Origin of the sequence: Halobacillus aidingensis (assembly GCF_900104185.1) — a bacterium.
GTDB lineage: Bacteria > Bacillota > Bacilli > Bacillales > Halobacillaceae > Halobacillus > Halobacillus aidingensis.
Genome location: NZ_FNIZ01000007.1, coordinates 146,845 through 172,953 on the forward strand (window position 1 = coordinate 146,845; position 26,109 = coordinate 172,953).

The window sequence follows — 26,109 nt, forward strand, 5'->3', positions numbered from 1 at the left end:
CTCAATAGGTTGTTCTCCATTTTTCTAAGTAAGCTGAATATAAGAATTAGGGCAAGCAATATTGTTGAACACCTTAGTGGAACAAGAGGAATTTGAGGAGGCGTAAGATGATGAATGTTTACATTTATGCACTGGACACATTAGCGGACTGGGAGCTTGGGTATGTGACGTCAGAGTTGAATTCGGGTCAATACTTAAAAAAAGTGCCTGACCCCCACCACGTTAACACTTTAGCGTAGGGGGCAGGCGCTTTCATTATAAATAAATTTCTAACTTATGTATGAGAAAAGAAGCTCAGAGTGATCAACTCTGTGCTTCTTTTTTTGAGAATAAAGTTTTATAGATGTTTTTTGCTATTATTCCAACACCGCTTGGCATTTGATTGATTAAGATGGTTAGGCATGCATGCTCGTTTGGGAAATAAAGGGCGAGCGATTCGTATCCTTGGATTCCTCCATGGTGACCGACTGCATTTGTTCCATCATAGAATTCAAACTGAGCTAGTCCTAATCCATATTTTTCTGTCTCATCGCCAGTATATGAAAAACTCATCATTTCCTTCAGTGACTCGTCTTCAAGTAATTCTCCATTCATGAGCGAATAAAGCCATTTATTAATCTCGTCAGGGGTCGACACCATTGCTCCAGCTGTCCAGGGGATAGAAGGGTTGTAAAAGGAAAGTTCTTTTCTTTCACTTGTTTCTTCCATTAAATCATCCGTCAAACGGGAATGTCCATGAGTGGATAATGGAATGGCCTGCTTGGGAAGACTGGTATTTTCTAGTTCTAGAGGGTGAATAAATAATGCATCTAAGACGTCGGATACCGATTGACCGGTAATCTCTTCAATGATCATACCGAGGATAATGAAGTTCGTATTGGAATAGTTAAATGGAGCTCCGGGCTCTTGATTTGGAGATCCATCTGCTGCTGTCTTAATTAAAAGGGTTGGAGGCAGATAGTAGTCTTGCAACCCATATGAAACCAGTGCTTTGCCTTCATGCTCCATGGATATGTAATCTTTTAATCCACTTCTATGTGTAAGAAGGTGACGGATCGTTAAGGTCGGATGTAGATTTGGGAGATGGACAAAATCTAATACTTTTTGATCAAGGTCTACGCTCCCTTCGTCTTTTAATTTCAATATAGCCGCCGCGACAAACATTTTCGTCAGGCTGCCAACTTGAAAACGATCATTTGAAGAAACCGGTCTTTTGGTGCGAGCGGATGTGTACCCGCTCTGTAAAAGTATGTGATCTGTATCTGAACGCAGACTCATACTAATTCCGGGAACGTTTTTCAAGTGCACGGCTTCGTCAAGAATGTCCTGGAGATCCTGCATCGTATCACTTCCCTATAGTTGATCCTTTCATTATAATGGAATTCCTTCAAGAATCCATCCGTCTAAAAACTGAATGAAGGACATCCTTCAGATGGTTCAAAACAGGAAGTTTAAGCGATCCACACGATATTTCCTCTATTATTATGATTATTATTTATTGAGAAATCAGAAAGTTTCTGACTAATATTTATTTCAGTACCTTGTATTGTTCAGTACTGAATGGTATATTATGGATGAGGAATGGAGGAACATGCTTCCATTTTTGTAGGAGGAAATGATGATGAATACGCAATTTAAAAAAGGAGCACTCGAGTTATGCGTGTTGGCTCTGATCTCAGAGAAAGATCGATATGGATATGAACTCGCTCAAGACATCATGGGTTCTATCAATATTGCTGAAGGAACTTTGTACCCTTTGTTAAGACGATTGAACAAGGAAGGTTTTTTGGAGACTTACTTAGCTCCTTCCACAGAAGGTGCTGCAAGAAAATACTACTATATAACGAATCATGGAAAAGAAAGGATGGATCAACTGGTGGAAGAGTGGAAAGATTTCACAAGTTCTGTTGAGCATCTATTAAAGAATGTGGGGAGGGAGTAGTTATGAGACAGGAACTGTTTTTACAAAGACTCAAGCACGCATTATCAAATTTGCCAGAAGAGGAAAGGGAGGAGATCATCCTCGACTATAAAGAGTATATTGATTCGGCCGTTGGGGAAGGAAGAGGCGAAGAAGAAGTGATCTCACATCTTGGAAAACCTGAAAAAATCGCCCAGGAGATTAAAGCAGAAACGATTTGGGACAGCGCCGAGAAAGATCGTTCGGTTACACAATTTCTACGAGCCTTGGCAGCATCATTAAGTATAAGCTTTTTCAACATTATTTTAGTGTTAGGCCCGGCGGTCGGGGTATTTACTCTATATGTAGGATTTCTTATGGGCTCCATTGTCCTTTCCTTATCTCCATTTGTGTTTGGTTTCTCGCTTCTTATGGAAAATGCAGTTTTCATACCTGCTGAATTTTTTCTCTCTATCGTCTTAGGAAGTCTCGGAGTGATGTTGACGATGGGATTATGGTTTGCCGGGAAAAAATTATATCTGCTTAGCCTCATTTACTTAAGGTTTAATAAAAAAATGATGATGGGGGAATCACATTGAAGAAATTTTTAATTGGCGTAGTTAGTGTGTTTATTGTAGGTCTCGTTGGTCTGGGTGCTTCCCTTTTGACAATGGATCGTTTCAAAGAGGAGGTACGTGCCATGGAAGCATACCCTGTAAAAAATGTTCAGCACATAGATATCCAATTGTCCTCGATGGATGTTGAATTGTATCCTAGTAAAGAAGATGAAATTAATGTCTTTGCCAAAGGAGAAACAAGGAAGGAAGAGGAGCCTTTTTACCAAGTGAAATTAGAAAATGGTGGACTGGAAATTCAGCAGACCGAACAAAAAGGGTTCCATTTATTTTCTTTTTTTAGATCGAAGGATGCAACGCTTAAAATGGAAGTTCCTGAGAAAATGTTCAATCGCCTCACTATGGAGACGACTTCAGGTGATATGATGATCTCGAACGTGCAAGTGCAAGAAGCCAATCTAACTTCTACATCGGGATCGATCGATATAAAGGAGAGCGTGTTCGGGAAAGACTTCGCTTTGAAAACAACCAGCGGGGATGTGAAAGTAAATTCGAATACCATTCCTAATGGAAGTTATCATACAACAAGTGGTTCAATTTCGGATGAACGGACACAAGGGGAAAGAATAAATTATCAAACGACATCTGGAGATTTGGAAGTGGAGCGCCGCCATCCTATCCAATGGACAAAAGTCCAGACAAACAGCGGGGATGTGACTTTTCTTTATCAATCACCTGCTGGGTCATTAGCCGTAGACTTTGGGAGTAATTCGGGTGAACCGGTTATAGAGTGGGATAGTATGGTTTATAAGGATAAATCAGATCACAAAGTTATTGGAATGACCGGTTCAGGGAATGCTGCTAACCAATTAAAAGTCCGTACCCAATCGGGAGATTTTAATTTGAAAAAGGAATAAAGGGAATTGTCATTAAAATAAACCCTCCCACTATATATACTTTAGATATAGAATCCAGCATAGTCCTTGTAATGAAAATAGCTGAAGTTCACAGCATAAATTCAACTGTACTGAATTCAAGTCTTCAGCTATCGTGGGCTTTACTTTTAAACATACAGCATCGATTCTGCATAATTGGAGAAGAGAGCTGAAAGAAAAAGTGTATATCTAATAAAAAGGAGAAGCTTATGGCTATTAGAGCCTTAAGCTTTTTTTGTGAATGTCCACCTCCTCTCACTTTAAAGAGAGTACACAACTGTTTTTTCCGTTAGAGGAGCATTATATAGTGGCTTTTAGTAAATATTAGAGGTGGACACAGGAGGTGAAGGAATGAAAATAAAAGGACCGATTTTATTAGGCATATTAATTGCAGCTGTATTGAACGGTTGCGCAGGCAACGAACCAAATGAACCGGAAGATGTGAATTACCAACCGACACGCTATGACCAGGACGATCAAGGAAACCGTTTGGACAGGGATAACGGCGAGGATACAAGGCCTGATGTTGATTATCCGATCATCGATAGAGAGGATCAGGAGATCGAATTTGGTGACAGGGAAATTGATCTTGAGGAACCTTTTGAAGAAAATAACAATAAAGACGATAACCGGGAAATGGATGAATAACTGATACAAAGCATCGGTAAACATCTGAAAAGCCCTGGCCTCTGCCAGGGACGATCTTGTCCTGTCGACTTTTTAGGAGTAATATTCGTTGTCATTATGAGACCGGAAAACTCTAAATTTTCATTGAATTTATCAGGTCATCCACTGAAATTTATCTGCTTCAGGAGAGGGTCTGCTTGAGCATCCATACCTTTCCGCGCTGTTTTCCCCAGGATTTTATCCTTATTCACGCATGATTAAAGACCTTCATTTACCAGTTTACTTCTAATGCGCGTGTGGTAACATATACATAAATAGAACAAACGTTCGTATTTATGTTAAGGAAGTGATGATCAATGAATGGAGTATTGAGAAGGGCTCTAGAGGAGAAGCAACAACTGGAACTCATCTACATGGCTGACAAAGGGAAGATCTCACAGAGGGTCATCCGCGTTGTATCCATCAAAAAGGAAACAGTCCTGGCTTATTGTTATACACGTAAGACTGTCCGGTCATTTAAGCTTGCCAATATTTTGTCGGTAACCCCTTATAAAAAGTGGGCGAAGTATAAAAAAACACCTTGAAATCAAGTTATAAAATTATAGTAAATATTCGGTTGTTCTAGCAGGAACTATTGGAGCTGCGATGTAGTGAAGATATTTGAATGTGTATAGAAAAAGAACCACAAAATAGTGGTTCTTTAGTCTTTTATGGATCCTGCCTCACGCGATGTCATGGCGCCTATCCCTGCGTTTACATCCTTTTGAATTTCCTGCTTTACTTTTTGTGGGTCTGTTCCGGAATGACCCGGGTTCATCGCTGATTTCGGATTCTCTATTCTTCCTTGTCCAACTTCAGTGCCTGCCTTTGTCTGGTTCTTTGCCACTATCCATCACCTCCATACCCGTAGGTTTAGCCATAACTCAAATATTAATCGGATTTAAAAGTTCCTGGCTTCAGGGCGTAACCCCGGAAAAGTGATTAACCCTTACGTCGTTAAAGTATTAACGAGGCAAGGGCGGTCACTTTTCCAATGTCTAGGGATTAATCAGTTTCGAGATCATTTCCTGAAAAAAATGACCTTCAATATCCATCAATCATAACAATGGTGAGATATTGAATGCCTTTTAAATAAAAAAATATGCTGTTTTAGGGATAGTGCCTGCACCCGCTGCGTTAAAGTGTTAACCAGCAGGGGCAGGCACTTTTTTTAATCAACAATTCTGCAATCACCATTCTTGAAGAGGGAAAGACAATAACTAAAAAGTAATTATTACTATTTACAAATCGTAATCATTACGATAAAATCAAGTCTGGAATTAAAGGAGGAGAGCAGATGTTTAAGAAATTTTTAGGATTATTTACTTTATGTTTCATGATCTTTACCATGGCTGCATGTAATGGAGAAGAGGCAAGCAGTGATGAAAGTGAAGAAGAATCTCAGGATACAACGGAAAAGATGAAGGTGTTTACTACGGTTTATCCCCTTCAGTTTTTCACAGAACAGATCGCTGGAGATCTAGCTTCAGTAAAATCTATTCTGCCACCTGGAACCGATCCACATACTTATGAACCAACGACGAAAGAAATGATAGAAATCGCTGAATCAGATGCTTTCATATATAACGATGCAGGATTAGAGCCTTATGCGAAGAAAATCTCTGAATCTATCGAGTCGGAAGATGTTCAAATTCTTGAAGCATCCAAAGGAATTGATTTAAAAGATCATAGCCATAACCACGACGAGGAAGATAGCCATGACGACCATGCTGACGAAGAAGGTAGTCATGACGAACATGCAGATGGTGAAGGTAGTCACGAAGGGGAACATGAGGGGCACAATCATGGCGACCAAGACCCGCACGTGTGGCTGGATCCGATTCGATCTATTGAAATGGCCGAACATATTAAAGAGACACTGGTTGAAATAAACCCAGAGCAGGAAGAAGTACTTAATGAAAACTTTGAGAAGCTGAAAGAGAATCTTGAACGTTTAGACGAACAGTTCCATACGAAGATGGAAAGCTTGCCTGGAAATAAGATTATCGTATCCCATGCCGCCTATGGATATTGGGAAGAAAATTACGGAATAGAACAGGTGGCGGTGTCTGGACTAAGCCCTGCGAATGAACCTTCACAGAAGGACTTGGGAAATATCGTGAAAACGGCTGAAGAAAATGGCTTGGACCATGTGCTTTTCGAACAGAATGTAACCCCTAAAGTAGCGGAAGTTGTACGCCAGGAAATCAATGCCGAGACGTTACGCATCCACAACTTATCTGTCTTAACAGAAGAAGATATCGAAAATGATGAGGATTACTTCAGCCTTATGAAGCGTAACTTAGAAGTCCTTTCAACCGCTTTAGCGAATCCTTCAGCCGCTTCAGACAACGCGGACGAATCGGAGGAGCACGATCATGACCACAGCCATGAACATGGGCATGACGAAGAAGCGGAGAAAATTTATGAAGGCTACTTTGAAGACAGCCAGGTGGAGAACCGGAAACTTTCCGATTGGGAAGGGGACTGGCAGTCGGTGTACCCTTACCATAAAGACGGAACGCTTGATGAAGTCTATGCTCATAAAGCAGAAGACGGGGACAAGACAGCGGAAGAATACAAGGAATATTATGAGCAGGGGTATAAGACAGATGTGAATCGCATTGATATCCACGGAAAGACTGTCACTTTTTATGAAGATGGAGAAGAACGATCCGGGGACTATGTCTCGGATGGTTATGAAATCTTAACTTACGAAGCAGGTAATAGAGGGGTAAGATATATCTTCAAACTGGAGGAAGAAGCGGAAGGTCTTCCGAAGTACATTCAGTTTAGTGACCACAGTATCTACCCAACAAAAGCGGATCACTATCACCTATACTGGGGCGATGACCGTGAGGCTTTGCTTGAGGAAGTGACGCACTGGCCGACCTACTATCCATTAGATATGGATGGACAGGAGATTGCCCATGAAATGATGGCCCATTAACTTTCTATACTCGTTAAGAAAATGCTGGCTGTTCTATATAGAAAAGGTGAAAGCTGAGGGCTTATCACGGTCTTAAGCTTTCCTTTACCTTTGGACATAGAAATTAATCCATAAGGGTGATCAGGGATTGATTTTTAAATAACACACCAATCTGGAGGATGGAGAAAGATAAGCATGAAACAAACTCAAAAAACGATTGATATTACACGTAAAAGTGATTTCAACATGCCTGTTAAATGGAGAAGGAAATTACAAATAGAAGACGGAATGAGAGTCGTGTTTAAGGTCGAGAATAATGATATCGTTATAAAGCCCGCTTCCAATAAAACCCTTGATGTGATGAGCACGGTGGGTAGAAAAGGGCTGATCTACCTTCCGAAAGAAATCCGTACCTACTTTGAACAGAAAGGATTGAAAAGCTTCCATATTGACATAGAAGAAGTAGAGAAGGCGATGATCCTGACACCTCTGAAAGAATAGGGCAGGGCTCATGCCTTTTTCATACATTGTAATAACGAAAAGAGCGAACCATGCTGCTGTGGGTCGCTCTTTTTGTTATGTAGTGGTTCCATCCTCTCCGGAAAGAATGGTCGAAGGGATGATAAAAAAATTCTCCAGCTTGATGAGGCTCATGTATTGTTTTTCATCGTTTCCATCAATGTCCAAGAGGCCTATGATTATCGTTCTGACTGAACCCCCACCTACACCCTTAAATTTGAAGTTCTCCAATCGAATGAGGCCTTTGAGTTAATTTTCAGGAGTATATTTTTCATTTTCAAATAGTATATTGGGTTAAATAGTAACTGTTACGATTTATTGAATGGAGGAGGATGTTGTTCATGCCCATACCGACTTATATGATTAGTGGCTTCTTAGGCAGTGGAAAAACCACCGTTTTATTAAAAATGATAGAAGAATGCGAGAGGAAGAACCGACGGGTAGGCGTGATTTTAAATGAACTGGGAGAAGTGAATATAGAAAAACCTCTCTTTCAGAAACAAAACGTGAAAGAACTATTAAACGGCTGCATATGCTGTACTATCAAAAAGGATTTAGAGACGACGTTGGATGAATTTATACTAGAGGCGCAAAAGAATGAACTGGATCTTTTAATCATAGAAGGAACAGGCGTTTCCAACCCTCTCGAAGTAAAGAAAGTATTAGATAATCCTATGTATTTGTCTCATTTCCGTTTGTATTCGATGATTAGTTTGATAGATTCGAGTACCTTTTTAGAGTATCAGAGTGTGTTTTCAAGCACGGCGGACATACGGAAACTGCTGGAAGAACAGATCACCAGCGCCGATCTCATTCTATTAAATAAACAGGACCTGACCAAAGGGAAGACCTTAAACAAAACCATCAGAAAAATCAAGGGGCTTGCAGGGGAGTCCGTCCCGATCTTTCAAACATCCTATGGGCGTATCCCATCTCTGGAGTTATGGAAGAGCCGAATACAACCTTCGATCCATTCTTCAGCGGAAAGGAGAGAAGAGGAAGCCCATTCCCATCACTACTCCGGGTTGCGTGCCGTGAAAATCGAGCCCGTACCAAAGATGAAGAAACGAGATTTGGAGAGTTGGTTGAGCGACTTACCTAAAACCATTTTAAGAGGGAAAGGAGTCGTGAACCTTGAAGGTCATGAAGGCTTTTATTCCTTTCAATTTTCCTCAAACATGCTCGAGTTTGAGAAGATTCAACATCCAGCAGGCATACACCCGGCTATCATTTTGATTGGTAATCAGCTTCAACGAAAAGAACTCATGCACAGCTTCAGCCGGTTCGGAAAGGTCTGAGATTGGTGAAGCAGCTAAGACGATGCAGAATGGATGCTCGAAGGTAAAGGGAAAACGAGAAAAAGTATGGGATAGGAGGAAGCTATGACTTTCAGGCTTTACAACACAGTATTGGATGTAACAGCCGTTTTAGCTTTTGTGATTGTTGCTTACTTTGTTACGTATAGTCAATGGCTTGGAAAGAGTGCTTCAATCATTCTACCCGGTTCTTTCAACCAGCTGAACACGATCTTTCTCAGTCTCATCATTGAAGCGATTCCTTTTGTACTTATTGGTGTTCTCATTGCCGGGTGCATTCAAATGTTTATTACAGAAGAACATGTGAAGCGGTGGATCCCGCAAAATAAATACCGGGCCATCCTGATGGGCTGCCTGGTAGGATCTGTTTTTCCTGCCTGTGAATGCGGAATCGTCCCCATTGTCAGGCGGCTAGTAGCAAAAGGAGTGCCCTTGCACGCAAGTATAGGATTTCTTCTGACTGGACCATTGATCAACCCGATTGTCATTTTATCGACGTATATGGCCTTTGGGAATGATATGAAAATGGCAGGTTTACGGATGGGAGTGGGTTTTGTTGCGGCGCTTCTGATCGCCCTCTTGATCAGCACTTTATTCAAGTCGAACCAGCTCAAACATTCGGTTTCAGGTTTGTATGGCTCTGAAACGCTCCCGCAATCAGAGGTATCGTTCATGAAAAAGCTTAAGGGTATGTGTGTCCATTCGATTGACGAATTCTTTGATATGGGAAAGTATTTGATCATTGGTGCTTTCGTTGCTGCCTTTGTGCAAACCTATGTACAAGCCCAGTCCCTCTTTTTGTTCGGGGAAGGATTGATGGGGGCGACGGTTGTCATGATGGGGCTGGCTTTCTTTTTATCCTTATGTTCAGAGGCAGACGCTTTTATCGGAGCTTCCTTTAGTAGTCTGTTTCCATCCGGCGCAGTTTTAGCCTTTTTAATCTACGGACCTATGATTGATTTGAAAAATACCATCATGCTGTTGAGTGTGTTTAAATCCAGGTTCGTGTTTACATTATTCCTTTCCATCACGGTCATTGTTTTCGTATGTACGATCACTATATCTATGGTGGGCAGGTGAGTAGGCGTTGCGCTTTCACTTTTATCAATTCCTGAAACTACTCCTATTAGCCGCCTTTGCATTTTTTCTTATCCAATTGCACCATACCGGGGAAATCGTGAAATTGATCAACCCCAAATATGTCCTGATGAGTCAGGTGGCCGCAGGAGTGATCGTTCTCCTGTTTTTCGTCCAGTTGGGAAGAGTATGGCAGGGAAATGCCGACGAACATGCCTCCTGCGCTCCCGGGTGCACCGAGGACCACGATCACAAGCAGTCGTATGTAAAGAGGTGTGTGAGTTACCTGGTTCTCCTTTTTCCTTTATGTACAGGGTTTGGACTGGACCTAACCTCCCTGGATGCAACGATTGCCAAAAATAAAGGATCCCTTCTCCCGCAAGGAGAAAATGCTTATCAAGAGGAACCATCATCGAAACCACCGACTCTCGATGAGAACAAGCCGATCCCCAACAATAATTATTTGACGGATGAAGAATATGAACAAAAAATGGGTCGTCTAAACGATGATGTGGTAGAGATGAACGAAGATATCTTCGCTTCGTATTATCATGAAATAGAAGCAAATCCCCATAAATATAAAGGGAAAACGATACAAATGAAAGGTTTTGTGTATAAAGAAGAAGGATTAGATTCCAATCAGCTCGTTGTGGCAAGGTTTCTGATCACCCACTGTGTCGCCGATGCCAGGGTCATTGGGTGGTTGAGCGAATCTGACCAAGCAGCCCAATTTAGTGAGAATACGTGGGTGGAAGTACGTGGTGTGATTGATGTAGGAAAGTATAATGGTGTCGAACTTCCAATCATCGAGATAAAAGAAATCAATCCTATCCCTGAGCCGGCCAATCCATACATTTTCCCTATTTTGACGAAAGTTCTTTAAAGTCAGCTTTAATAAGTGACAAACCTTTTCAAAAAAAATAAAAAAACTTTCCATTTCATAGACACCAAACACACACTTCCTTCGATTATAGAATTGAGGAAGTGTTTTTTTATGCACAAATCCTCCATCTTTCCATAAGAATAGGAGCATCCAAATGAACTATATCAAAGCGATCAACGCCTTCTACGATCACCAGGAATTCAACCCTCTAACTTCTGCCGCCATCAACCTTTGGCACAGCCTCATGCATGTGAACAACAAATCCCGTTGGAAAAAAGAATTTACGGCTTCGATGACCGTCCTTTGTCTGAAATCCAATTTGAGCGAGAGCAGCATTCGGAAAGCACGCAAGGAACTTGTGGAGAAAGGATATGTGACGTTCACTTCGAGGCAAGGCAACCAGGCTCCCATCTATCGGATCCTCCCTTTATATGAAGAAATGGACAATGAGAACGACAGTGTGGAGGAGAACAGTGGCGGCAAGTCGAACGGCAGTGATACCGGCAACACGAACACATTAATTAAACAAAACGAAACGAAAGAAAAAGAAGTAGTAGTAGAAAAGCCAGACGACAATCCCCACCATTTTTACGAAAACAACATCGGAACGTTATCGCCGTTCATCGCAGAAAAAATTTCCGTGTGGTGTGAGGAAATGTCTGATGAACTCGTCATCCAATCGATGGAGCTTGCGGTGGAGAGCAACAAGCGTTTCTTCAGCTATTGTGAAGGCATTCTGAAACAGTGGCAGCAAGGTGGTGTCCGCACCCTGAGAGGAGCGGAACGAGCACAGCAGGATCACAAGAAGAAGAGGGCCAATTCGAAGCAGGAGAAAAACAAATCGGTGTTCGAAAAGTTGAGAGAGGAGGTACAGGCATGAAGAGAGAAGAAGCCATAGAGGTGCTCGAGACGATCAGTGAATTGTATCCGCAGAAGTTCGATATCACCGAGCGTGTCGCGAATATGCTGATACCGAAGCTTTTGGAAATGGATTATAGAGGAGTGCTGGCCAAGCTTTCCGATTTCGCCGTCCGCAGTCCGTTCCCGCCGACCATCGGAGAAATCGCTGTCTATGAACCTGAGGAAAACCATCACTTGGAGCAGATGAAAGTGTGGGAGGCGGAAGCCGCGGAAGTATCTGATGAGATCCGCCAGCGGTTTATGGACAAGCTCCGTTCGCTGGCAGAGGAGAAGTCCCATGAGTCATAATCTACAGACAGAACAGGCAGTATTAGGTATTTTTCTAGTAGACGGGGAGAAAATCAAGCAGACGACTCTCGCCCCTGAGCATTTCTCCCGACACGATCATCGACGCATATTCTTAGCGATGCAGCAGGTGGACGACGCTGGGACACCGGTGGATATGGTGACGGTAACCACAAGTCTCGGGGAAGAGGTCGCCCAGGTGGGAGGAGTAAGCTACTTGCTCGGGCTGGCTGAATCCGTCCCGACGACCGAGAACTTCCACTTCTATGAAAAACTCCTCATCGAATCGTACACGAACCAGCAAATGAGACAGTCGGCGATGGAGTACATCGAGAATCCGAGTGCTGATGCGCTGCTTGGCTTGAAGCAGCAGCTCCATCTGATGGATCAGGACCCGGAAGCGGATGAGCAGACGGTGAAAGATCAGCTCAGTGACATCGCCATGGAGATGATTTCCTCACCTGTCCAGACAGGGTTAGCCACAGGGTTCGAAGACTATGACAAAATGACCGGAGGCGCGCAGCGTGGCGATTTGATCATCGTCGCTGCCCGGCCTTCGATGGGTAAGACAGCTTTTGCCTTAAATATCGCCATGAACCATTGCAAGAACGGAGGAGCAGTCGACCTGTTCAGTCTGGAAATGGGATCTAAACAGCTCCTGCAGCGGATGATTTCTTCAGAAGCACGCATCGACGGGCAGAAGTGGCGCTCGATGTGTTTCTCCGCCGAAGACTACAAACGTTCCTTCCACGCCATAGGGGAAATCGCCGAGTGGCACCTCTCCATCCACGAGCGCCAACAAACCGTCCAAGACATCACGGCAAAAATCAGAGCCTCCGTAGCTTCCGACCCCGATCAAAATCACCTCATCATCATCGATTACTTGCAGCTGATGAATGTCAAAGGACGTTATGAACGCCGGGACCTCGAAGTCGGCGCCATCACCCGCGAACTGAAACTCCTCGCCCGTGAACTCGACATCCCCATCATCCTTCTCTCCCAACTCTCCCGAAGTGTCGAACAGCGTCAAGACAAACGGCCGATGATGTCGGATTTGAGGGAATCAGGTAATATCGAACAGGACGCTGACGTCATCAGCTTTTTGTACCGAGATGACTATTATTCGCAGGAAGGAAGTGATGTGGTGGAGGTGATTTTGAGGAAGCAGAGGAATGGTCCGGTGGGGACGGTGATGTTGGGGTTTGAAAAAGAGTTCGGGCGGTTTGCGTGATTTGGATTCGATGAGTCATAAAATGAAACGTCTAGTAATGTTCAGATGACCGGTTGTACTTCGAGAAGAATACATCCTCCGTTCAATCCTTCACGGTTCTATACATATCAAGAAAACTCCATTTATTCCGGCTGCTTCCTGTATTATACTGGAAGGAGATTCGAAATAGGGGAGGCCGTATCATGGAATTGAACAACAACACACGACTACTCAAACTGAGGGATATCCTTTTCGAAGAGACGGATGAGCATCATGAACTCAGCATCCAGGAAATCTGTGAAAAACTGAAGCTCTACTTCGGACCCGAAGCGAAGTTCGATGCTCGTACACTCAAGCGTGATATGGACGTGCTCGAAGATGCGGGAATAGAAATTATCCGCAATACCGGACGTTTCGGTAAGGTGTATTACAGCTATCAGGACCGCGTCTTCGAGACCTATCAGCTGCGGCTCATCAATGACGCCATCCTATCCGCGAAGTTCATCACAGAAAAAGAGAAGAAGGATCTGATCGAGCGGAACAAACAGCTCACAAGTAGACATATCGCAAAGACCCTCCCGGATCCGCTCCTGTACTCCCAGTCTGCGAATGACGATTATGAACTCGTCAAATTGAGCATCGATAATGTGCACAGGGCGATCTCAGAACAGAAGGTATTGCATTACCAGTACGGGAAATACAACATGGACAAGGAATTCGAATACCACCGGAACGGCGATACATATCATGTCGAGCCCTATGCCCTCATCTGGCAGAACGATTTCTATTATCTGATCGGAAGGTTCCGCGGAAACGGGGAAATGCGCCACTACCGTTTGGATCGGATGCGGAACATCGAAATATCGGAAGAACGTTTCAAACGGAAGCAGGATTTCTTAGTTAAAGAATACGTCGACCAAAGCTTCCACATGTTCGCTGGGGAAGAGGCATGGATCAAAATCGAATTCGATGCAAGCCTACTGAACGTAGTCCTCGACCGTTTCGGAAAAGACGCCTCAATAAAGGCAATCAGTGACGACCGGTTCATCCTTTCGACGAAGGCGAAAATGAGCATCGGACTCATTGGCTGGATCCTCACCTGGGGACACAAAGCGAAAGTCGTCTCACCAGAATCCCTCGTCGCTCAAGTGAAAGAAGAAGTGCAAAAGATGTCCAAGCAGTATGAATAGAGAACGTGTGTTGGGAGTGCAAATTTTTGATCACCCCATCCGTTATCCTTGAGTTAACACAAATCAAGGAGGAACAAACACATGGCAAAACAAAAGAAAAGCTTCATCAAAAAATGGTGGTTCTGGGGAGTCGTAATCCTCGTAGTCTTCGCAGCAGCACAAGGCGGAGGAGAAGAACAGGACCAGGCAGAAGCAGAACCGGAAGGAACTCCAGTCGAGGAAGTGGAAGCGGCCAGCACAGAAGCCGAAGAGACCTCAACGGAAGAAAACGAAGCATCAGCTGAAGAGGAAACCGAAGAACCTATAGTGGAAGAGACGGAAGAAGAAGTACCGGCAGAAAATGACACCGTAAAAGTCTCTACAGGCATGCACGAAGTCGGAACGGATATCGAACCAGGCCTCTATAAATCAGAAGGATCCGTCTACTACTGGGAACGCCTCGCCGGATTCAGCGGTGAATTCGACGACATCATCGCAAACGGCAACCCACAAGGCCAAGAATACGTTGAAGTGAAAGAATCCGACACCGCCTTCAGCACTCAGGGTACAGGCAGCTGGACGTTGATTGATGACACCTATGCTCCGGAAACACAAACGAGTTTCGGTGATGGCACGTACCTGGTTGGAAAAGACATCGAACCCGGCACGTACAAGAGTGAGAGTGGTGGAGGCTACTGGGCTCGTTTGAGCGGGTTCAGTGGAGAGCTTGATACCATCATCGCGAATGATAATCCTGGTGGTTCTTCGATTGTAGAGATTCAAGAATCTGACCGTGGTTTCCAAACGTGGGGGAATGGTGAATGGACGAAGGTAGAGTGAAGTTAAAGGAGGCCATCTGAGCCTCCTTTTTCCATTAATTGATAGATGATAGAATGTAAATAAGCATATTACAATTGAATGACATAGGTTACATAAATGTTAATTTACTAATCATTCAATAAAAAAGAATAGTTGTGATTTATCAGTTGTTCATGGATGATCATCAGGGAATATCTCGGAGTTGCTGTTCAGTCTTTCGTTCATTAGTTTGAAATCGAAGTGCCTGTAATGTCGCCAGAAACACTGAGCGATATTGTGGGCACTTTTCATTTATATAAATGGGGGTCATGTAATGATTTTTGAAACTGAAGGAATGTTGCTTGAGTACACTGAAGGCATTGTAGGTAGAACTTTCCGCGAAATAGATAAAACAGGTATTTTGGAAGGTAAGAACAGTGATAAAGGAAGGTTGGGTAAGGCGGTCGAAGAGGGCTTTTATGGATATGAATTGAACAGTAATCCAGAAGCTGATTTCGATAACCTGGGGATAGAGCTGAAGGTTTCGGGTTTCAATAGGTTGAAAGACGGTTCATGGTCAGCGAAAGAACGCTTATCTTTGAGCATGATCAATTACAATGAAATCATCCATGAGGAATTCGAGTTCAGTAAACTGATTGCGAAAAATAAGAAGATATTGATCATTTGGTATGAATACGTCAAGGGAGTAGAATATGCTGATTTCGTTATCAGAGACTACCAGATATACGATATGACGAAAGATGAAAAAATCATAGAGAATGACTTCAATACTATCAAACAAAAAGTCATTGAAGGCGAGGCCCATAAATTGTCAGAAGGTGATTCGGTAATCCTCGGCGCAGCAACAAAAGGCCAGAAAGGTCAGAAGGCTGGTCAGCCCAATTCCCATGTCCTGGCCCCTACGAGAGCATTTTCATTGAAAAATTCATTCTTCAGGGGAATACTCAGGGATCATCTGAAGGGTGTTACATATCACCATAGGAACCTTGAGTTTGTCACCCCTGAAAGTTACGTATGGAACAGAATCACCCGATTCAGAGGGATGAGCCAATTAGAAATCCTAGAATCGCTGACCGGTCGGGATGTCAGTGAAAAAGTACCGAAGCAAATCGGGAAAATGGTCTCTGACGCTTTGATAGGTAAAGATAAAGATTTGGCTGACAGACATGAAGTCTTCAGCAAATCCACGTATATGATCAAGAACATTCCAGTGAAAAATGGGACGATTCCTATGGAAAAGGCAACCTTCAGCACATTGAAATTCGAGGATTTCTCGACCGACTGGGAAGAATCCGAATGGAAGACGTTCTTCGAAGAGGTGACTTTCCTATATATAACTTGGGTAGGTCAAAAAGACGGAGTGAAGTTGAAAAATGGAGAAAGGCTGTTGGATCGAGTATATAAAATTACATTCACAGAGGATGAAGTAGAAAGTTTCAGAAAAACGTACGACTTGATAAAGAAGGCGATAGAACAAAGGGATATCAGTTTCTTACCGAAGTCATCCTCTGAAATCTCGAATGGTCTGGACCTTGTGATATCCACCAAAAGCAATAAAGGTGGGGTATATGAAAGGTTCTTTGAAGATAAAAAGGAAAATTGTTTCATGTTGAATAAAGATTTCATAAAGAGAAAATTGGAAGACGCAACTAGGGAATGATAAGTCCTATTGAGTAGGGCCTCCCGTTTTTCATCTTGATGTCGAATTTTTGTTACAATGATTCTTAAGAATGTTAATAAATATATTGAAATGGAAGTTCTTCAGGACAACAGAATGAGGTGTAGGCATATATGATAAAGCAGAATCATGCTTTCCAGTTCTTGACTCATGTTTCAGATTCATGGGCACGAATGGGTGAAAGTATTGAAAGATCGATTTATAAAGATAAAGAAACGGCGATATTCAAGTCCAGGAAGCTTGCTGAACTAGTGCTGGAAGAAATCCTGATAAATGAAGAAATAGATGTGCCTGATCGGACAACTGCAGCCGAAAAAATGAGCAGGCTGTATCATATGGGTATCATCACAGATGATGTCAATAAATCTTTCCATAGAGTGAGAAGAAGAGGAAATCAGGCGGTCCATGAATTGAGGGAGCTCCCGATGATGGATGCGTTGAAGGTCCATAAGAGCCTTTATGAAATCTGTGCCTGGTATGTGGAAACATATGGACCGTTGGATGCAGATATACCTGGTTACCAAGATCCTGAACCGGAAGATGATGAACAGAGGATGTATGAAATGATGAAAAAGCATTTCAATGATTTCCTCAGTAAAGGATCCACCAAAGAAGAAACGGAAAGTGGAGTTGAGGAAGACTCCGTTTCATCAGAAGGTCCATACAAAAAGTATTATGGTAGCCATCTTCTATATCAGTTGAATAAATTACGCGAATCATCCCAAGAAGCGATTGAAGGGTATCAATCTTTGAGTTCTTTTAAAAAGTATCTCCATATAAAACGTCCTATCCAGGAAGAGTTGGAAGAGAAGCTCGAAAATGCCTCGTCTACAGATCAATCACAGTTAGTCTTTCTATGCGGTAGTGTAGGAGATGGGAAATCGCACCTGCTTGCATACTTGCAGTCGACATATCCGGACTTGATGGACAATTTCGAGATTTATAACGATGCTACAGAGAGTTTCGATCCGAAAAAAGATTCACTCGATACTCTAGCGGACTCCCTGACCCCCTTTGATGATGAACATATCCATACGAGTTCGAAGAAAATGGTTTTGGCTATAAATCTCGGCGTGTTGCACAACTTTTTGGAAACCGATTACGCAAAGGACAGGTACAAAATCCTCAAGACATTCATCGGAGAAGCGAAAGTCTTTGATGAGACTTCCATCAACCGTGAGGTGGAACATGAGAATTTCAGTCTCGTGAGCTTCGGAGATTATCATGAATTCGAGTTGACCGAAAATGGGCCTGTATCTCCATATATAGAAACAATGCTCGAGAAAATCGTGGCAGAAACAGAGGATAACCCTTTCCATAAGGCATACTTGAAGGACCTGAAAAATGATTGGAATCATCCGATACTCATGAACTATAAGTTCCTGAAAGCGGAAAGTGTCCGTACATCTATCACCAGAATCCTTATAGAAACCATCATGAAAGATAAAGTCATCATCTCTACCCGTACTTTATTGAACTTCATATACGACATTCTGGTACCTACATTCGTCGAGGACATAGATTCTTCGGACATGTTCGATATGATTCCTTATCTCCTTCCTGCTTTGCTGTTCGAAGGGGAACAAAGGTCTACGTTGTTGAAGGCCGTATCAAACCAGGACCCGATTCACTATCGCAGTCAAGAAGTGGATGAGAAGATAATAGGGCTTCACAACACGAACAACTTGGGAGCCTTCATGAGGAGCACTATAACGGATCCCTTTGCAGAAGAATGGATCGATATGATTTCTTACGAACCTATGCACTTCATTGACAGTAAATCATCCAAAAAGAGCATAGGGGAGATGTTCATCAGATGCTCGTTCTTATTCCGATCCACTTTGAATTCATCATTCAAAGACGTCGTCTACGATAAATATACGAGTTACCTCTATGCTTTCAATAGCGGAGATATGCAAAAACTCAGTGACATGTATTACGAAGTCCAGAATTCCATTTTCCTATGGAAAGGTTCACCTCAGAAGAATTACATTTATCTTGACGATGAGATGGAGAATATGAGGATTGCTGAAGAATTGAAACCGAGGAAAAGCGACGTCTTCACTATTGAAAAAAGGGAAGGGACGTTGAAGCGATTCCTCATGTATGTAGTCCTCGGGTACAGAGTCGGGTCTGAGACGATTCCAGTAGACATCGATTATCCATTGTTCAAGACATTGAGCAAGGTTCGTGAAGGATATAGATTGAGCAAAAAAGACAAAGAGGACTCTATCAAGTTCGAGGAGTTCATCGACAAATTACTGCCGCTTGGCAACCAGAAAGAAGAAATCCTCATCCAGGATCATGAAGAAGGCCTGAAATTCTTATTGGAATACGAAGGCTACGGTGAGTATTCATTCAGCAGGGAGTCGTGATTCATTTGGAAAGATTGGAAGAGTTGAGAAAATCGCTGAGAGTAAAAGGCGAAGGCGAAAAGAAAGAATTATCACACATCATAAATAAAAGGGCCCACATGCTACCGTTCCAAACACGTAACCCCGAACGTGCCAAATTCAAGAACGGATTCCTTCCGGTCATCGGCCAATTCGTAAGATACGCGGATTCAAAGAAGCTGGGAGCCGATATCGACAATAGGGAAGTCATACAGAATATAAAAGACAAAGTCCGTATGGATGAGTCCGATGCTCCACACTTCGAAAAAGTGCTGGAGAAATTCTTGTTGCAATCAGAGAATTTCAGGATATTGCATCCTTTCATGTTATCCTATGTTCCTCTATCCGATTCGCAAGAAGCTACCGGAGAAAAGAATATCGCTTTATATATGCATAATGCTCTTTTGAAGGGAGATGAATCGGTCTTCCATGATATTCTGCATGGCTCAGAGAAAGGGCATGTGCTTACGAAACTGGTCCGGGATCATATGCCTGAATTGGAAAAGGAAGCAGCTCAGAACAATTATCCTCAGCCACTGGATTTCATCAGTGGATACTTCAAGGAAGACTTGCTGTTCTTGGCAAGACATGAAGAGTATTTCCTGCAACACATCGAGCTTTTCCTTGCCTATTATTATTTCTTTTCAATCTCGCAACTGACATTGAAATTGAACCAATTTGACAAGGCTGAAGATGATCGACCTACTGATTTATACTATAACCTCGATTGGGAAGCTTCCAGCAGGAACAGAGCTGCATATAAGAGAGGGTATTCCCAAGTGAAGGAATCAGCGAGGAATCTCCTGGTCCATATCAACACTCTTGAACATCTGAATTTCATTTTCGATGTGAAAAACCAGGATTACTTGAGGTTGTTGACCACTTTCGAAAACAAGGACGAAAATGAGCGGAAAGAGGTCATAAGCGCTTTGCGCCATTGGATCAAGGAATATTCTTCTATCGCTATGAAAGAAGAGGTAAGTGTCCAGGATGATATGACAGTCAATGACTTGATGAGGGAATTGTTCAAAACCATCAAAAAAGTTTATGGACAATCCACTCGTGCCGGTACAGAGTCGAGGTACGCATTGGGTATCGAGGAAATCGGAAAAAGATACTTCCTCAAAACTAGGGGAGCCCTTGGACATACTTTGAATGTGACCCAGGACTTTTTATTGCTGATGGCAGCATTGGTAGTGAAAGATGAGAAAATCTCCTTGAAAAAAATGTTCAAAGAACTGGAGAAAAGAGGTCTGTTCTTTGATAGACAATCTCAAGAAGAGATACAGGAGATGTTCGACAAACTTAATCTAATAGAGAAGAAGAGTGATAGTGGTGATGCTCAATATGTCAAACCGATTTTATGATTATCTTACAGGTAACTTGAAGGACTTCTTCAAAAGGCAGAATCTAGAAGGTGGCGAAAGGTTTTATCTGCAACTCGAAGAAGAACCTGAGGTTGCTGATTTTTTCAATAGCCTTTCCCAGTCAGAGTTCAGTCATGAATTCAAGTACCAACATGAGCATGGCGAATTGTACCGTACGATAGCTCTCCACATAGATGGTGTCAGGATTGTGGTAGCGGCTACGATCGATGAAGTGAAACCCGATTTCCTCGTCACTTTGAGGAATAATGTAAGTGAACAAAAAGGGGAATGGGAACGTACAGCTTTGCTCAGTATCTGTCATGAAACGCTTGACAGTATCCGAGGCGGGAGCAGCGACTTACAAAGAGAAGGCATGCCTTTCCATGTGAAGTCGATAGCCAATAAATTGAAAAGTGACTTGGAAAAGGATACTACCTTATCGGTTCAAGAAAAAGAGGTCCTTCATTTCCATTTGGACAGGAAACTCAAAGATTCTCTCCTCCAGCCGTCAATCTGGGATTATGAAGAAGTTCTGAGCCTACTCCATAAAGGTCGTATCGACAGGGAGGATTTCAACAGTCTTTCCCTTTTCCCTGATAATCTCATACACCAAGAACCTAACATGAAACGGAACGAAGTCAGAAAGCGTTTGGATGACAACTCGAGCCTGTTCGAGCGCGTACAAAGAATACATGAATACGGAAATGAAGAAACAGAACTGGAAAAAGTCTTTGATGATAAGATTGCAGCGAGTTTGAAAAAAGAGAGTTGGCAGAATACAGAATTCAAGCCGATCATTGATTCTTATTCTCAACGGAAGTCCAAAACCCTCAATTATAAGGACACTGAAACTAAGAAATTGAACAAAGATGTTTCTTATTGGGAAAAACCTTTGTCAGAAACGAAAGCGGGCAACAGGAAGAGGCATATCATCATTTTCGCTTCACCTGAGGAATCCAAAGTGGAAATGTCATTCGAATTCGACGATTATCTGTCCAAAAATTATGTAGATAACAAGAATAAAGACAAAGAAGCTCAAGCGGATGCCAGCGGAAAGAAATTCAATGTCAAATTACCTGTGTATCCTGATCACGCAGGTTTCTTCAAAATGAGATATAAACACAAAGAGGAAAACAAGTCCACTTATGAATTCATGTTCTGTGTATTGCCTATCTCTGAAAAGACGTTGATAGGGATAGAAACCTCCTATGAAGTCAAGGTCACACAAAGCAAGTCACATATCTCAATCAACTATGAAGGTCAACTTATGAAGCTGGGTGAGGGTGTTGACGTCGTAGAGAGAAATATCACTGAGTCCGGTGAAAGCATCGCATTGGCAGAGGATACGGTTACGAAGCTGGAAGTGGATACTGCTGCTTGGGGTGAAGGACCACTTCCTGTGAATATCATCGTTGATGGAATACAGATACCTATGCAAATCAATGATAAGGAGACCCGCGCAAGGCCGATTCTAGCGAAGAATGTATGGAAGTTGAAGAGGGAGAGAGAGCAATCCTTCCATCTAGTGGAAAACCGTCTCAAACAAGGTACTTTCGAAGCGTATATGCATAATGATTTCAAGGGGAAAGTCGAATTAGAACAGAAGTGGATCCAAGAAGGTATGGCATCAGGAACGATGGAGTTCGGAGAATTACAGGCGATAAGACTGAATTTGCCCCATGATGTAAAGGAAGCATATGATAACCTATTGGATATCATGGATGAAAAAGAATTCCTACCTAGTTTGGGGTATTTGGATGGCGATATCAAAGAAGCGGCTGAGAAGTTCGTCTTCAGTTACCAGAAAGAAATCTCGGAAATCCAAGAACATGTCTTGTTGGACGATTCGCAAAAGGGTCTTATGAATCTGGGCTTCATAAGGAATAAGGAAGACATTTGGATGACTCCTTTCCATCCTCTGAACCTTTCATACCAATTGTATCTGAATGAAATTCTGGGTGCTGAAGAAGTGGATGCGCATATCTTGGACAGATTGCACCCTCAGAACCTTTTACCTTTCATTTATGGACAAGGCGATTCCTTGTATCGCCCTACAATGGAATCGGATACTCCAGAATGGATCGATTATAAGCCTGAGAACCAAGTGACGGTAGGTAATGCGAATGAATTCATGGCCAAGGTGGTCCGTGAAAAAATGAATCAATTCGTCCAGCATTTCGATTACCTTTTCCTGGATGCTTCAAAATCGCCTTTATTGTTGAATATTATACAAATCCATAATGATACGGAAATAGTGAAGGGGGTATTCAATTATTTGAAAGGAAAACTGGAAAAGGATGGACCACATTCCCTTTTCCCTGTCAAATTGGCTTTATATAGGAACACACACTCCATGAGCGCTTTCGAGTCCTTTTCCATCCTTGAGAATCCTGAACAAGTGGAAGAGGAATTCGGGTTATCCCTGAAGTCGAAGGACTATGATAAATCCGACGTCTTACGCCATATAAGAGAGAACATCTCCTATTATAAACTTGAATTGGAAGAGAAGACCAAGTTCGATTATGCCCATATTTCGTTCTTCAAAATGCCTACTCAAGACAGTGATGCCTTGCACAGGGTGGACCAGATAGAGAGCGGGATGTCCTTGGACGGTCTATTATCATCCGTGAATTCGATCGCCAGTGAAGCAGATTACCGTTCCGGTTTCGGTTTGAAGAATAGTCCTGCTGGGTCGAACATTCTGATTGAGACGGCGACTTATGTGAATGAGCTTGCAGCGAATATGAAAAACGAAGCGAGCAATTCCTATAGTAAAAATGAATCCATTGTAATCAGGACGTCTACCCAGGGTTATGCGATGCTCGATGAGATATACAAGTCTTCAGCGTGGGTGACTTTCATCGACCCTGGAGTGGATTTGGAGTTTTTCCAGAAACCTGCCAGCAACTTGTTGGTCATCCATTACAGTGATCAGTACTCCTCATCGGATCGTTACGATGCTATAACAGTGACGGATAAGTCGGACCAATACAAAATGGTCATCGAAGAGTACCTGAAAGAGCATAAAGTACCTGTGAACGCTGAAAGAATCGATTCAGCCATCCAGACATTCAATGCGATAAACGGTGAATGGCTATTGAGGATAATAGGTAGCAAAGGGCAATTCGCCAGAGAAAAAGTGAGTATAATTTCCGCTATGAAATATGCTGAAAGCTTCTTCCATCATGAAAACATCCAATGGATTCCGGTTTCTCTCGAAGAAATCCTGAGGGTCGCCGGGGCAGTCAACTTGACTAAAGGAGACGGGTTGTTTTCGACGTCGAACCTGCAATCCAGAGGGAAACATAGTGATGACGTCTTGTTGATAGGTTTAGAAAAACGGGATGGAAATCTATACGTGCACTTTTATCCTATCGAAGTCAAAATAGGAGGAATCCAGAATAGTAAAGCCCGATTGCAGATCGATCAGACGGCGAAACTGTTTCATAAGCACCTCAGGCAGGATGAGGATGATTCTTTCATCAACAAATTCTATAGGAACTTTTTTGCTCATATCCTGCTGGCTAATGCTAAAAAGCTGCATTCGAATGGTTTATGGGATGATGCCCGGTTCCACTCTGTCGAAGACCTAAAACCCATGTTATTGAATGATGATTTCATCATCGCTGAACATCTGGAAGATTCAATCGGCAAAGGCGCCGTCCTGACTTTCAGAAAAGACCATCATTATCGTTCCGCAGTCAAAGAGGAAGATATCCTGATGCTGACTCTTCTCGAGGATGATGCATATAAAGGAATAGTGACTCCTATAGAAGAAATCAGAGATAAGATGGAAAAAGGATATTTCGATTTGCCGGCAGACAAGTTATTATCAAGCCTTTATACAAGTTGTCCAGAGGATCCTAATCATCAAACGGGGGTGTCATATGAGGAAACCCAGGAAGCGGATGATCATGATCCGATTGAAAGTGGATCTATTGGAACCACCGATGGACAAACTAAAGGAAATGATGACCAAGAGAAAAGTTCGCTTGAAGGTACAACGCCGCCAGAGCAAGATGTACAAAAATATTCGAATGGCACAAGCGATGAGGTTACTCAACAAGGAGATGGGGAGTTAGTGGAACCTGCTCCCAAGTCTGCAGTTGAATTGGAAGACATTCGGATTCCGATAGGTAAAGTGGAAGGTTCTGAAGCGGAAGTCCATTGGGAATTCGGTAATCCAGGCTTGGCGAACAGACACATGTTCACTGTAGGTAGATCCGGTCAAGGGAAAACTTATTTCATCCAATGTATGCTTCTGGAATTGGCCAAGCAAGGGATTTCCAGCATCATCATCGATTATACGGACGGGTACAAAAAGTCACAGCTGGAGGAAGAGTTCAAGGAAGAATTGGGTGATGATCTCGAGCAGTTCATCGTCCGTGCAAAGAAATTCCCTGTGAACCCGTTCAAACGCAATATGAAAATGCTTGATGAAGATATCCATATTCCCGAGGATGATTCCGACGTCGCTGAACGGATTAAGAACGTCATCGGCTCTATCTATGAATCCCTGGGTATCCAACAGCTCAATTCCATCTATCAAGCGGTCATCAAAGGGATGAGGCAGTATGACGAAGAGATGAGTCTGCCGAGGCTCGGAGAGATTCTCGAAGAAGATGGATCGGCCACTGCGAAGACAGCTCTTTCACAGATGAATCTTCTCATCGATAAGAACCCTTTCGATTATGATGAAAAGTTCGATTGGTCATTCCTCGGCCGGGATGAGGGGAAAGTGTTCATCGTCCAATTGACTGGGTATTCGCCGGATGTACAGAACATGATTACCGAATTCATACTATGGGATCTGTGGTACTACAAATTGCAACACGGAAATAAAAACAAACCTTTTCCGATAGTATTGGACGAAATGCAGCGTTTGGATATGAGCGGAGATGCACCGACATCCAAAATATTGACCGAAGGAAGGAAATTCGGTTGGTCTGGTTGGTTCGCTACACAGTTCACCAAAGGTTTTGCTAGTGACCACCTGAGCCGTTTGCAGAATGCTGCACAGAAAATCTATTTCAACCCTACTGAAAATGAAATAAGCAGTATCGCGGCTACATTCTCCCAGGACACACCTTCACGAAAACAATGGGAGGAAAAACTCAAAAACCTTAAAAAGGGACAATGCGTGGTTTATGGACCTGTACTGGGGAAAGATGGTGAACTGAAGGGCTCCATGCCGGTAGTCGTAAATATTTCGTCAATGAAGGAAAGACTATGAATAAGACCGGAAGTCTATCTTCCGGTCTTCTTGATGTCAGTGATAGTGATACCAATCATAGGATGATGTTTGTCCGCCCCAACTGTCTTGACATTTGAGGAAACAGGAGAAGCACTTATATCACAGGTACAGGCTACCATTCCAGTACTCAAAAGAGGAGGGACATCTTGCTGATGCGATTCTTATGCGGGATACTTTCGGGCGGTGAGGATTATCTGATTCAATTCAAGGATT

The 26,109-nt window shown here is 42.7% G+C and carries 22 protein-coding genes; 20 read left to right on the plus strand and 2 right to left on the minus strand.

Going from position 1 to position 26,109, the window contains the following annotated elements:
- Positions 1-107: 107 nt before the first annotated feature.
- Complete coding sequence (locus tag BLS23_RS21365) at positions 108-239, plus strand: hypothetical protein (protein ID WP_425250617.1); 132 nt, start codon at positions 108-110, stop codon at positions 237-239.
- A 64-nt stretch (positions 240-303) separates the two neighbouring features.
- Here the strand turns inward: BLS23_RS21365 and BLS23_RS09105 are convergent, their stop codons facing one another.
- On the minus strand, positions 304-1,341 hold the full coding sequence (locus tag BLS23_RS09105) for a serine hydrolase domain-containing protein (RefSeq protein WP_089652230.1): 1,038 nt from the start codon (positions 1,339-1,341) through the stop codon (positions 304-306).
- A 280-nt stretch (positions 1,342-1,621) separates the two neighbouring features.
- Here BLS23_RS09105 and BLS23_RS09110 point away from each other — a divergent pair, with 280 nt between their 5' ends.
- From BLS23_RS09110 to BLS23_RS09130, 5 genes are all read left to right on the plus strand, one after another.
- Positions 1,622-1,942: a PadR family transcriptional regulator gene (locus BLS23_RS09110; protein WP_089652231.1), complete on the plus strand. Its 321-nt coding sequence runs from the start codon at positions 1,622-1,624 to the stop codon at positions 1,940-1,942.
- A 2-nt stretch (positions 1,943-1,944) separates the two neighbouring features.
- Positions 1,945-2,499 carry a DUF1700 domain-containing protein gene (locus BLS23_RS09115; RefSeq protein WP_089652232.1) on the plus strand — a complete coding sequence of 185 codons (555 nt, stop codon included), beginning with the start codon at positions 1,945-1,947 and terminating at the stop codon, positions 2,497-2,499.
- Entirely contained in the window at positions 2,496-3,392 is an 897-nt protein-coding gene (locus BLS23_RS09120) for a DUF4097 family beta strand repeat-containing protein (protein WP_089652233.1), read from the plus strand. Before BLS23_RS09115 ends, BLS23_RS09120 begins: the two co-directional genes overlap by 4 nt.
- 369 nt (positions 3,393-3,761) lie before the next feature.
- Positions 3,762-4,058 carry a hypothetical protein gene (locus tag BLS23_RS09125; RefSeq protein ID WP_089652234.1) on the plus strand — a complete coding sequence of 99 codons (297 nt, stop codon included), beginning with the start codon at positions 3,762-3,764 and terminating at the stop codon, positions 4,056-4,058.
- A 335-nt stretch (positions 4,059-4,393) separates the two neighbouring features.
- Complete coding sequence (locus tag BLS23_RS09130; RefSeq protein WP_089652235.1) at positions 4,394-4,621, plus strand: WYL domain-containing protein; 228 nt, start codon at positions 4,394-4,396, stop codon at positions 4,619-4,621.
- A 116-nt stretch (positions 4,622-4,737) separates the two neighbouring features.
- Here BLS23_RS09130 and BLS23_RS09135 read toward each other — a convergent pair whose 3' ends face one another.
- Positions 4,738-4,923 (minus strand): hypothetical protein, encoded by a 186-nt coding sequence (locus tag BLS23_RS09135; protein ID WP_089652236.1) that lies wholly within the window; start codon positions 4,921-4,923, stop codon positions 4,738-4,740.
- A gap of 450 nt (positions 4,924-5,373) precedes the next feature.
- On the opposite strand from BLS23_RS09135, the gene BLS23_RS09140 reads away from it, so the two are divergent.
- The 14 genes from BLS23_RS09140 to dptH all read left to right on the plus strand — a co-directional run bounded on the left by BLS23_RS09140 (position 5,374) and on the right by dptH (position 25,875).
- Positions 5,374-7,026, plus strand: a complete 1,653-nt coding sequence (locus BLS23_RS09140) for a metal ABC transporter solute-binding protein, Zn/Mn family (protein WP_089652237.1) — start codon at positions 5,374-5,376, stop codon at positions 7,024-7,026.
- Between the two features lie 174 nt (positions 7,027-7,200).
- On the plus strand, positions 7,201-7,506 hold the full coding sequence (locus tag BLS23_RS09145) for an AbrB/MazE/SpoVT family DNA-binding domain-containing protein (RefSeq protein ID WP_089652238.1): 306 nt from the start codon (positions 7,201-7,203) through the stop codon (positions 7,504-7,506).
- Positions 7,507-7,865: 359 nt separating this feature from the next.
- Positions 7,866-8,822, plus strand: coding sequence for a CobW family GTP-binding protein (locus BLS23_RS09150; RefSeq protein ID WP_167356052.1), 957 nt, complete (start codon positions 7,866-7,868; stop codon positions 8,820-8,822).
- An 84-nt stretch (positions 8,823-8,906) separates the two neighbouring features.
- Complete coding sequence (locus BLS23_RS09155) at positions 8,907-9,920, plus strand: permease (protein ID WP_089652240.1); 1,014 nt, start codon at positions 8,907-8,909, stop codon at positions 9,918-9,920.
- Between the two features lie 7 nt (positions 9,921-9,927).
- Positions 9,928-10,800 (plus strand): TIGR03943 family putative permease subunit, encoded by an 873-nt coding sequence (locus tag BLS23_RS09160; protein ID WP_089652241.1) that lies wholly within the window; start codon positions 9,928-9,930, stop codon positions 10,798-10,800.
- Between the two features lie 154 nt (positions 10,801-10,954).
- Positions 10,955-11,680 (plus strand): DnaD domain protein, encoded by a 726-nt coding sequence (locus BLS23_RS09165; RefSeq protein WP_089652242.1) that lies wholly within the window; start codon positions 10,955-10,957, stop codon positions 11,678-11,680.
- Positions 11,677-12,009: a hypothetical protein gene (locus tag BLS23_RS09170; RefSeq protein ID WP_089652243.1), complete on the plus strand. Its 333-nt coding sequence runs from the start codon at positions 11,677-11,679 to the stop codon at positions 12,007-12,009. The genes BLS23_RS09165 and BLS23_RS09170 overlap by 4 nt, the downstream gene beginning before the upstream one ends.
- On the plus strand, positions 11,999-13,237 hold the full coding sequence (gene dnaB, locus BLS23_RS09175) for a replicative DNA helicase (protein WP_089652244.1): 1,239 nt from the start codon (positions 11,999-12,001) through the stop codon (positions 13,235-13,237). Before BLS23_RS09170 ends, dnaB begins: the two co-directional genes overlap by 11 nt.
- 182 nt (positions 13,238-13,419) lie before the next feature.
- Positions 13,420-14,406, plus strand: a complete 987-nt coding sequence (locus BLS23_RS09180) for a helix-turn-helix transcriptional regulator (RefSeq protein WP_089652245.1) — start codon at positions 13,420-13,422, stop codon at positions 14,404-14,406.
- Between the two features lie 81 nt (positions 14,407-14,487).
- Positions 14,488-15,225, plus strand: a complete 738-nt coding sequence (locus BLS23_RS09185; protein ID WP_089652246.1) for an Rv1352/Rv1906c domain-containing protein — start codon at positions 14,488-14,490, stop codon at positions 15,223-15,225.
- Between the two features lie 292 nt (positions 15,226-15,517).
- The gene (locus tag BLS23_RS09190; protein ID WP_089652247.1) at positions 15,518-16,864 is read left to right on the plus strand and encodes a Sau3AI family type II restriction endonuclease; all 1,347 of its coding nucleotides are present in this window, start codon (positions 15,518-15,520) and stop codon (positions 16,862-16,864) included.
- 131 nt (positions 16,865-16,995) lie between these two features.
- Positions 16,996-19,257 (plus strand): DNA phosphorothioation-dependent restriction protein DptF, encoded by a 2,262-nt coding sequence (gene dptF / locus BLS23_RS09195; RefSeq protein WP_089652248.1) that lies wholly within the window; start codon positions 16,996-16,998, stop codon positions 19,255-19,257.
- 5 nt (positions 19,258-19,262) lie between these two features.
- Entirely contained in the window at positions 19,263-20,642 is a 1,380-nt protein-coding gene (gene dptG / locus BLS23_RS09200) for a DNA phosphorothioation-dependent restriction protein DptG (RefSeq protein ID WP_089652249.1), read from the plus strand.
- Positions 20,623-25,875 carry a DNA phosphorothioation-dependent restriction protein DptH gene (dptH, locus tag BLS23_RS22015; RefSeq protein ID WP_244157150.1) on the plus strand — a complete coding sequence of 1,751 codons (5,253 nt, stop codon included), beginning with the start codon at positions 20,623-20,625 and terminating at the stop codon, positions 25,873-25,875. Before dptG ends, dptH begins: the two co-directional genes overlap by 20 nt.
- Positions 25,876-26,109: the final 234 nt, after the last annotated feature.

What these genes read in the sequence shown, in the direction of transcription:
- dptH (WP_244157150.1), top strand. Translation starts at nt 20,623, where the DNA reads ATGTCAAACCGATTTTATGATTATCTTACAGGTAACTTGAAGGACTTC.
- dptF (WP_089652248.1), top strand. Translation starts at nt 16,996, where the DNA reads ATGATAAAGCAGAATCATGCTTTCCAGTTCTTGACTCATGTTTCAGAT.
- BLS23_RS09125 (WP_089652234.1), top strand. Translation starts at nt 3,762, where the DNA reads ATGAAAATAAAAGGACCGATTTTATTAGGCATATTAATTGCAGCTGTA.
- BLS23_RS09155 (WP_089652240.1), top strand. Translation starts at nt 8,907, where the DNA reads ATGACTTTCAGGCTTTACAACACAGTATTGGATGTAACAGCCGTTTTA.
- BLS23_RS09145 (WP_089652238.1), top strand. Translation starts at nt 7,201, where the DNA reads ATGAAACAAACTCAAAAAACGATTGATATTACACGTAAAAGTGATTTC.
- BLS23_RS09180 (WP_089652245.1), top strand. Translation starts at nt 13,420, where the DNA reads ATGGAATTGAACAACAACACACGACTACTCAAACTGAGGGATATCCTT.
- BLS23_RS09170 (WP_089652243.1), top strand. Translation starts at nt 11,677, where the DNA reads ATGAAGAGAGAAGAAGCCATAGAGGTGCTCGAGACGATCAGTGAATTG.
- BLS23_RS09105 (WP_089652230.1), bottom strand. Translation starts at nt 1,341, where the DNA reads ATGCAGGATCTCCAGGACATTCTTGACGAAGCCGTGCACTTGAAAAAC.
- BLS23_RS09150 (WP_167356052.1), top strand. Translation starts at nt 7,866, where the DNA reads ATGCCCATACCGACTTATATGATTAGTGGCTTCTTAGGCAGTGGAAAA.
- BLS23_RS09110 (WP_089652231.1), top strand. Translation starts at nt 1,622, where the DNA reads ATGAATACGCAATTTAAAAAAGGAGCACTCGAGTTATGCGTGTTGGCT.
- BLS23_RS09140 (WP_089652237.1), top strand. Translation starts at nt 5,374, where the DNA reads ATGTTTAAGAAATTTTTAGGATTATTTACTTTATGTTTCATGATCTTT.
- BLS23_RS21365 (WP_425250617.1), top strand. Translation starts at nt 108, where the DNA reads ATGATGAATGTTTACATTTATGCACTGGACACATTAGCGGACTGGGAG.
- BLS23_RS09115 (WP_089652232.1), top strand. Translation starts at nt 1,945, where the DNA reads ATGAGACAGGAACTGTTTTTACAAAGACTCAAGCACGCATTATCAAAT.
- BLS23_RS09190 (WP_089652247.1), top strand. Translation starts at nt 15,518, where the DNA reads ATGATTTTTGAAACTGAAGGAATGTTGCTTGAGTACACTGAAGGCATT.
- dnaB (WP_089652244.1), top strand. Translation starts at nt 11,999, where the DNA reads ATGAGTCATAATCTACAGACAGAACAGGCAGTATTAGGTATTTTTCTA.
- BLS23_RS09165 (WP_089652242.1), top strand. Translation starts at nt 10,955, where the DNA reads ATGAACTATATCAAAGCGATCAACGCCTTCTACGATCACCAGGAATTC.
- BLS23_RS09130 (WP_089652235.1), top strand. Translation starts at nt 4,394, where the DNA reads ATGAATGGAGTATTGAGAAGGGCTCTAGAGGAGAAGCAACAACTGGAA.
- BLS23_RS09185 (WP_089652246.1), top strand. Translation starts at nt 14,488, where the DNA reads ATGGCAAAACAAAAGAAAAGCTTCATCAAAAAATGGTGGTTCTGGGGA.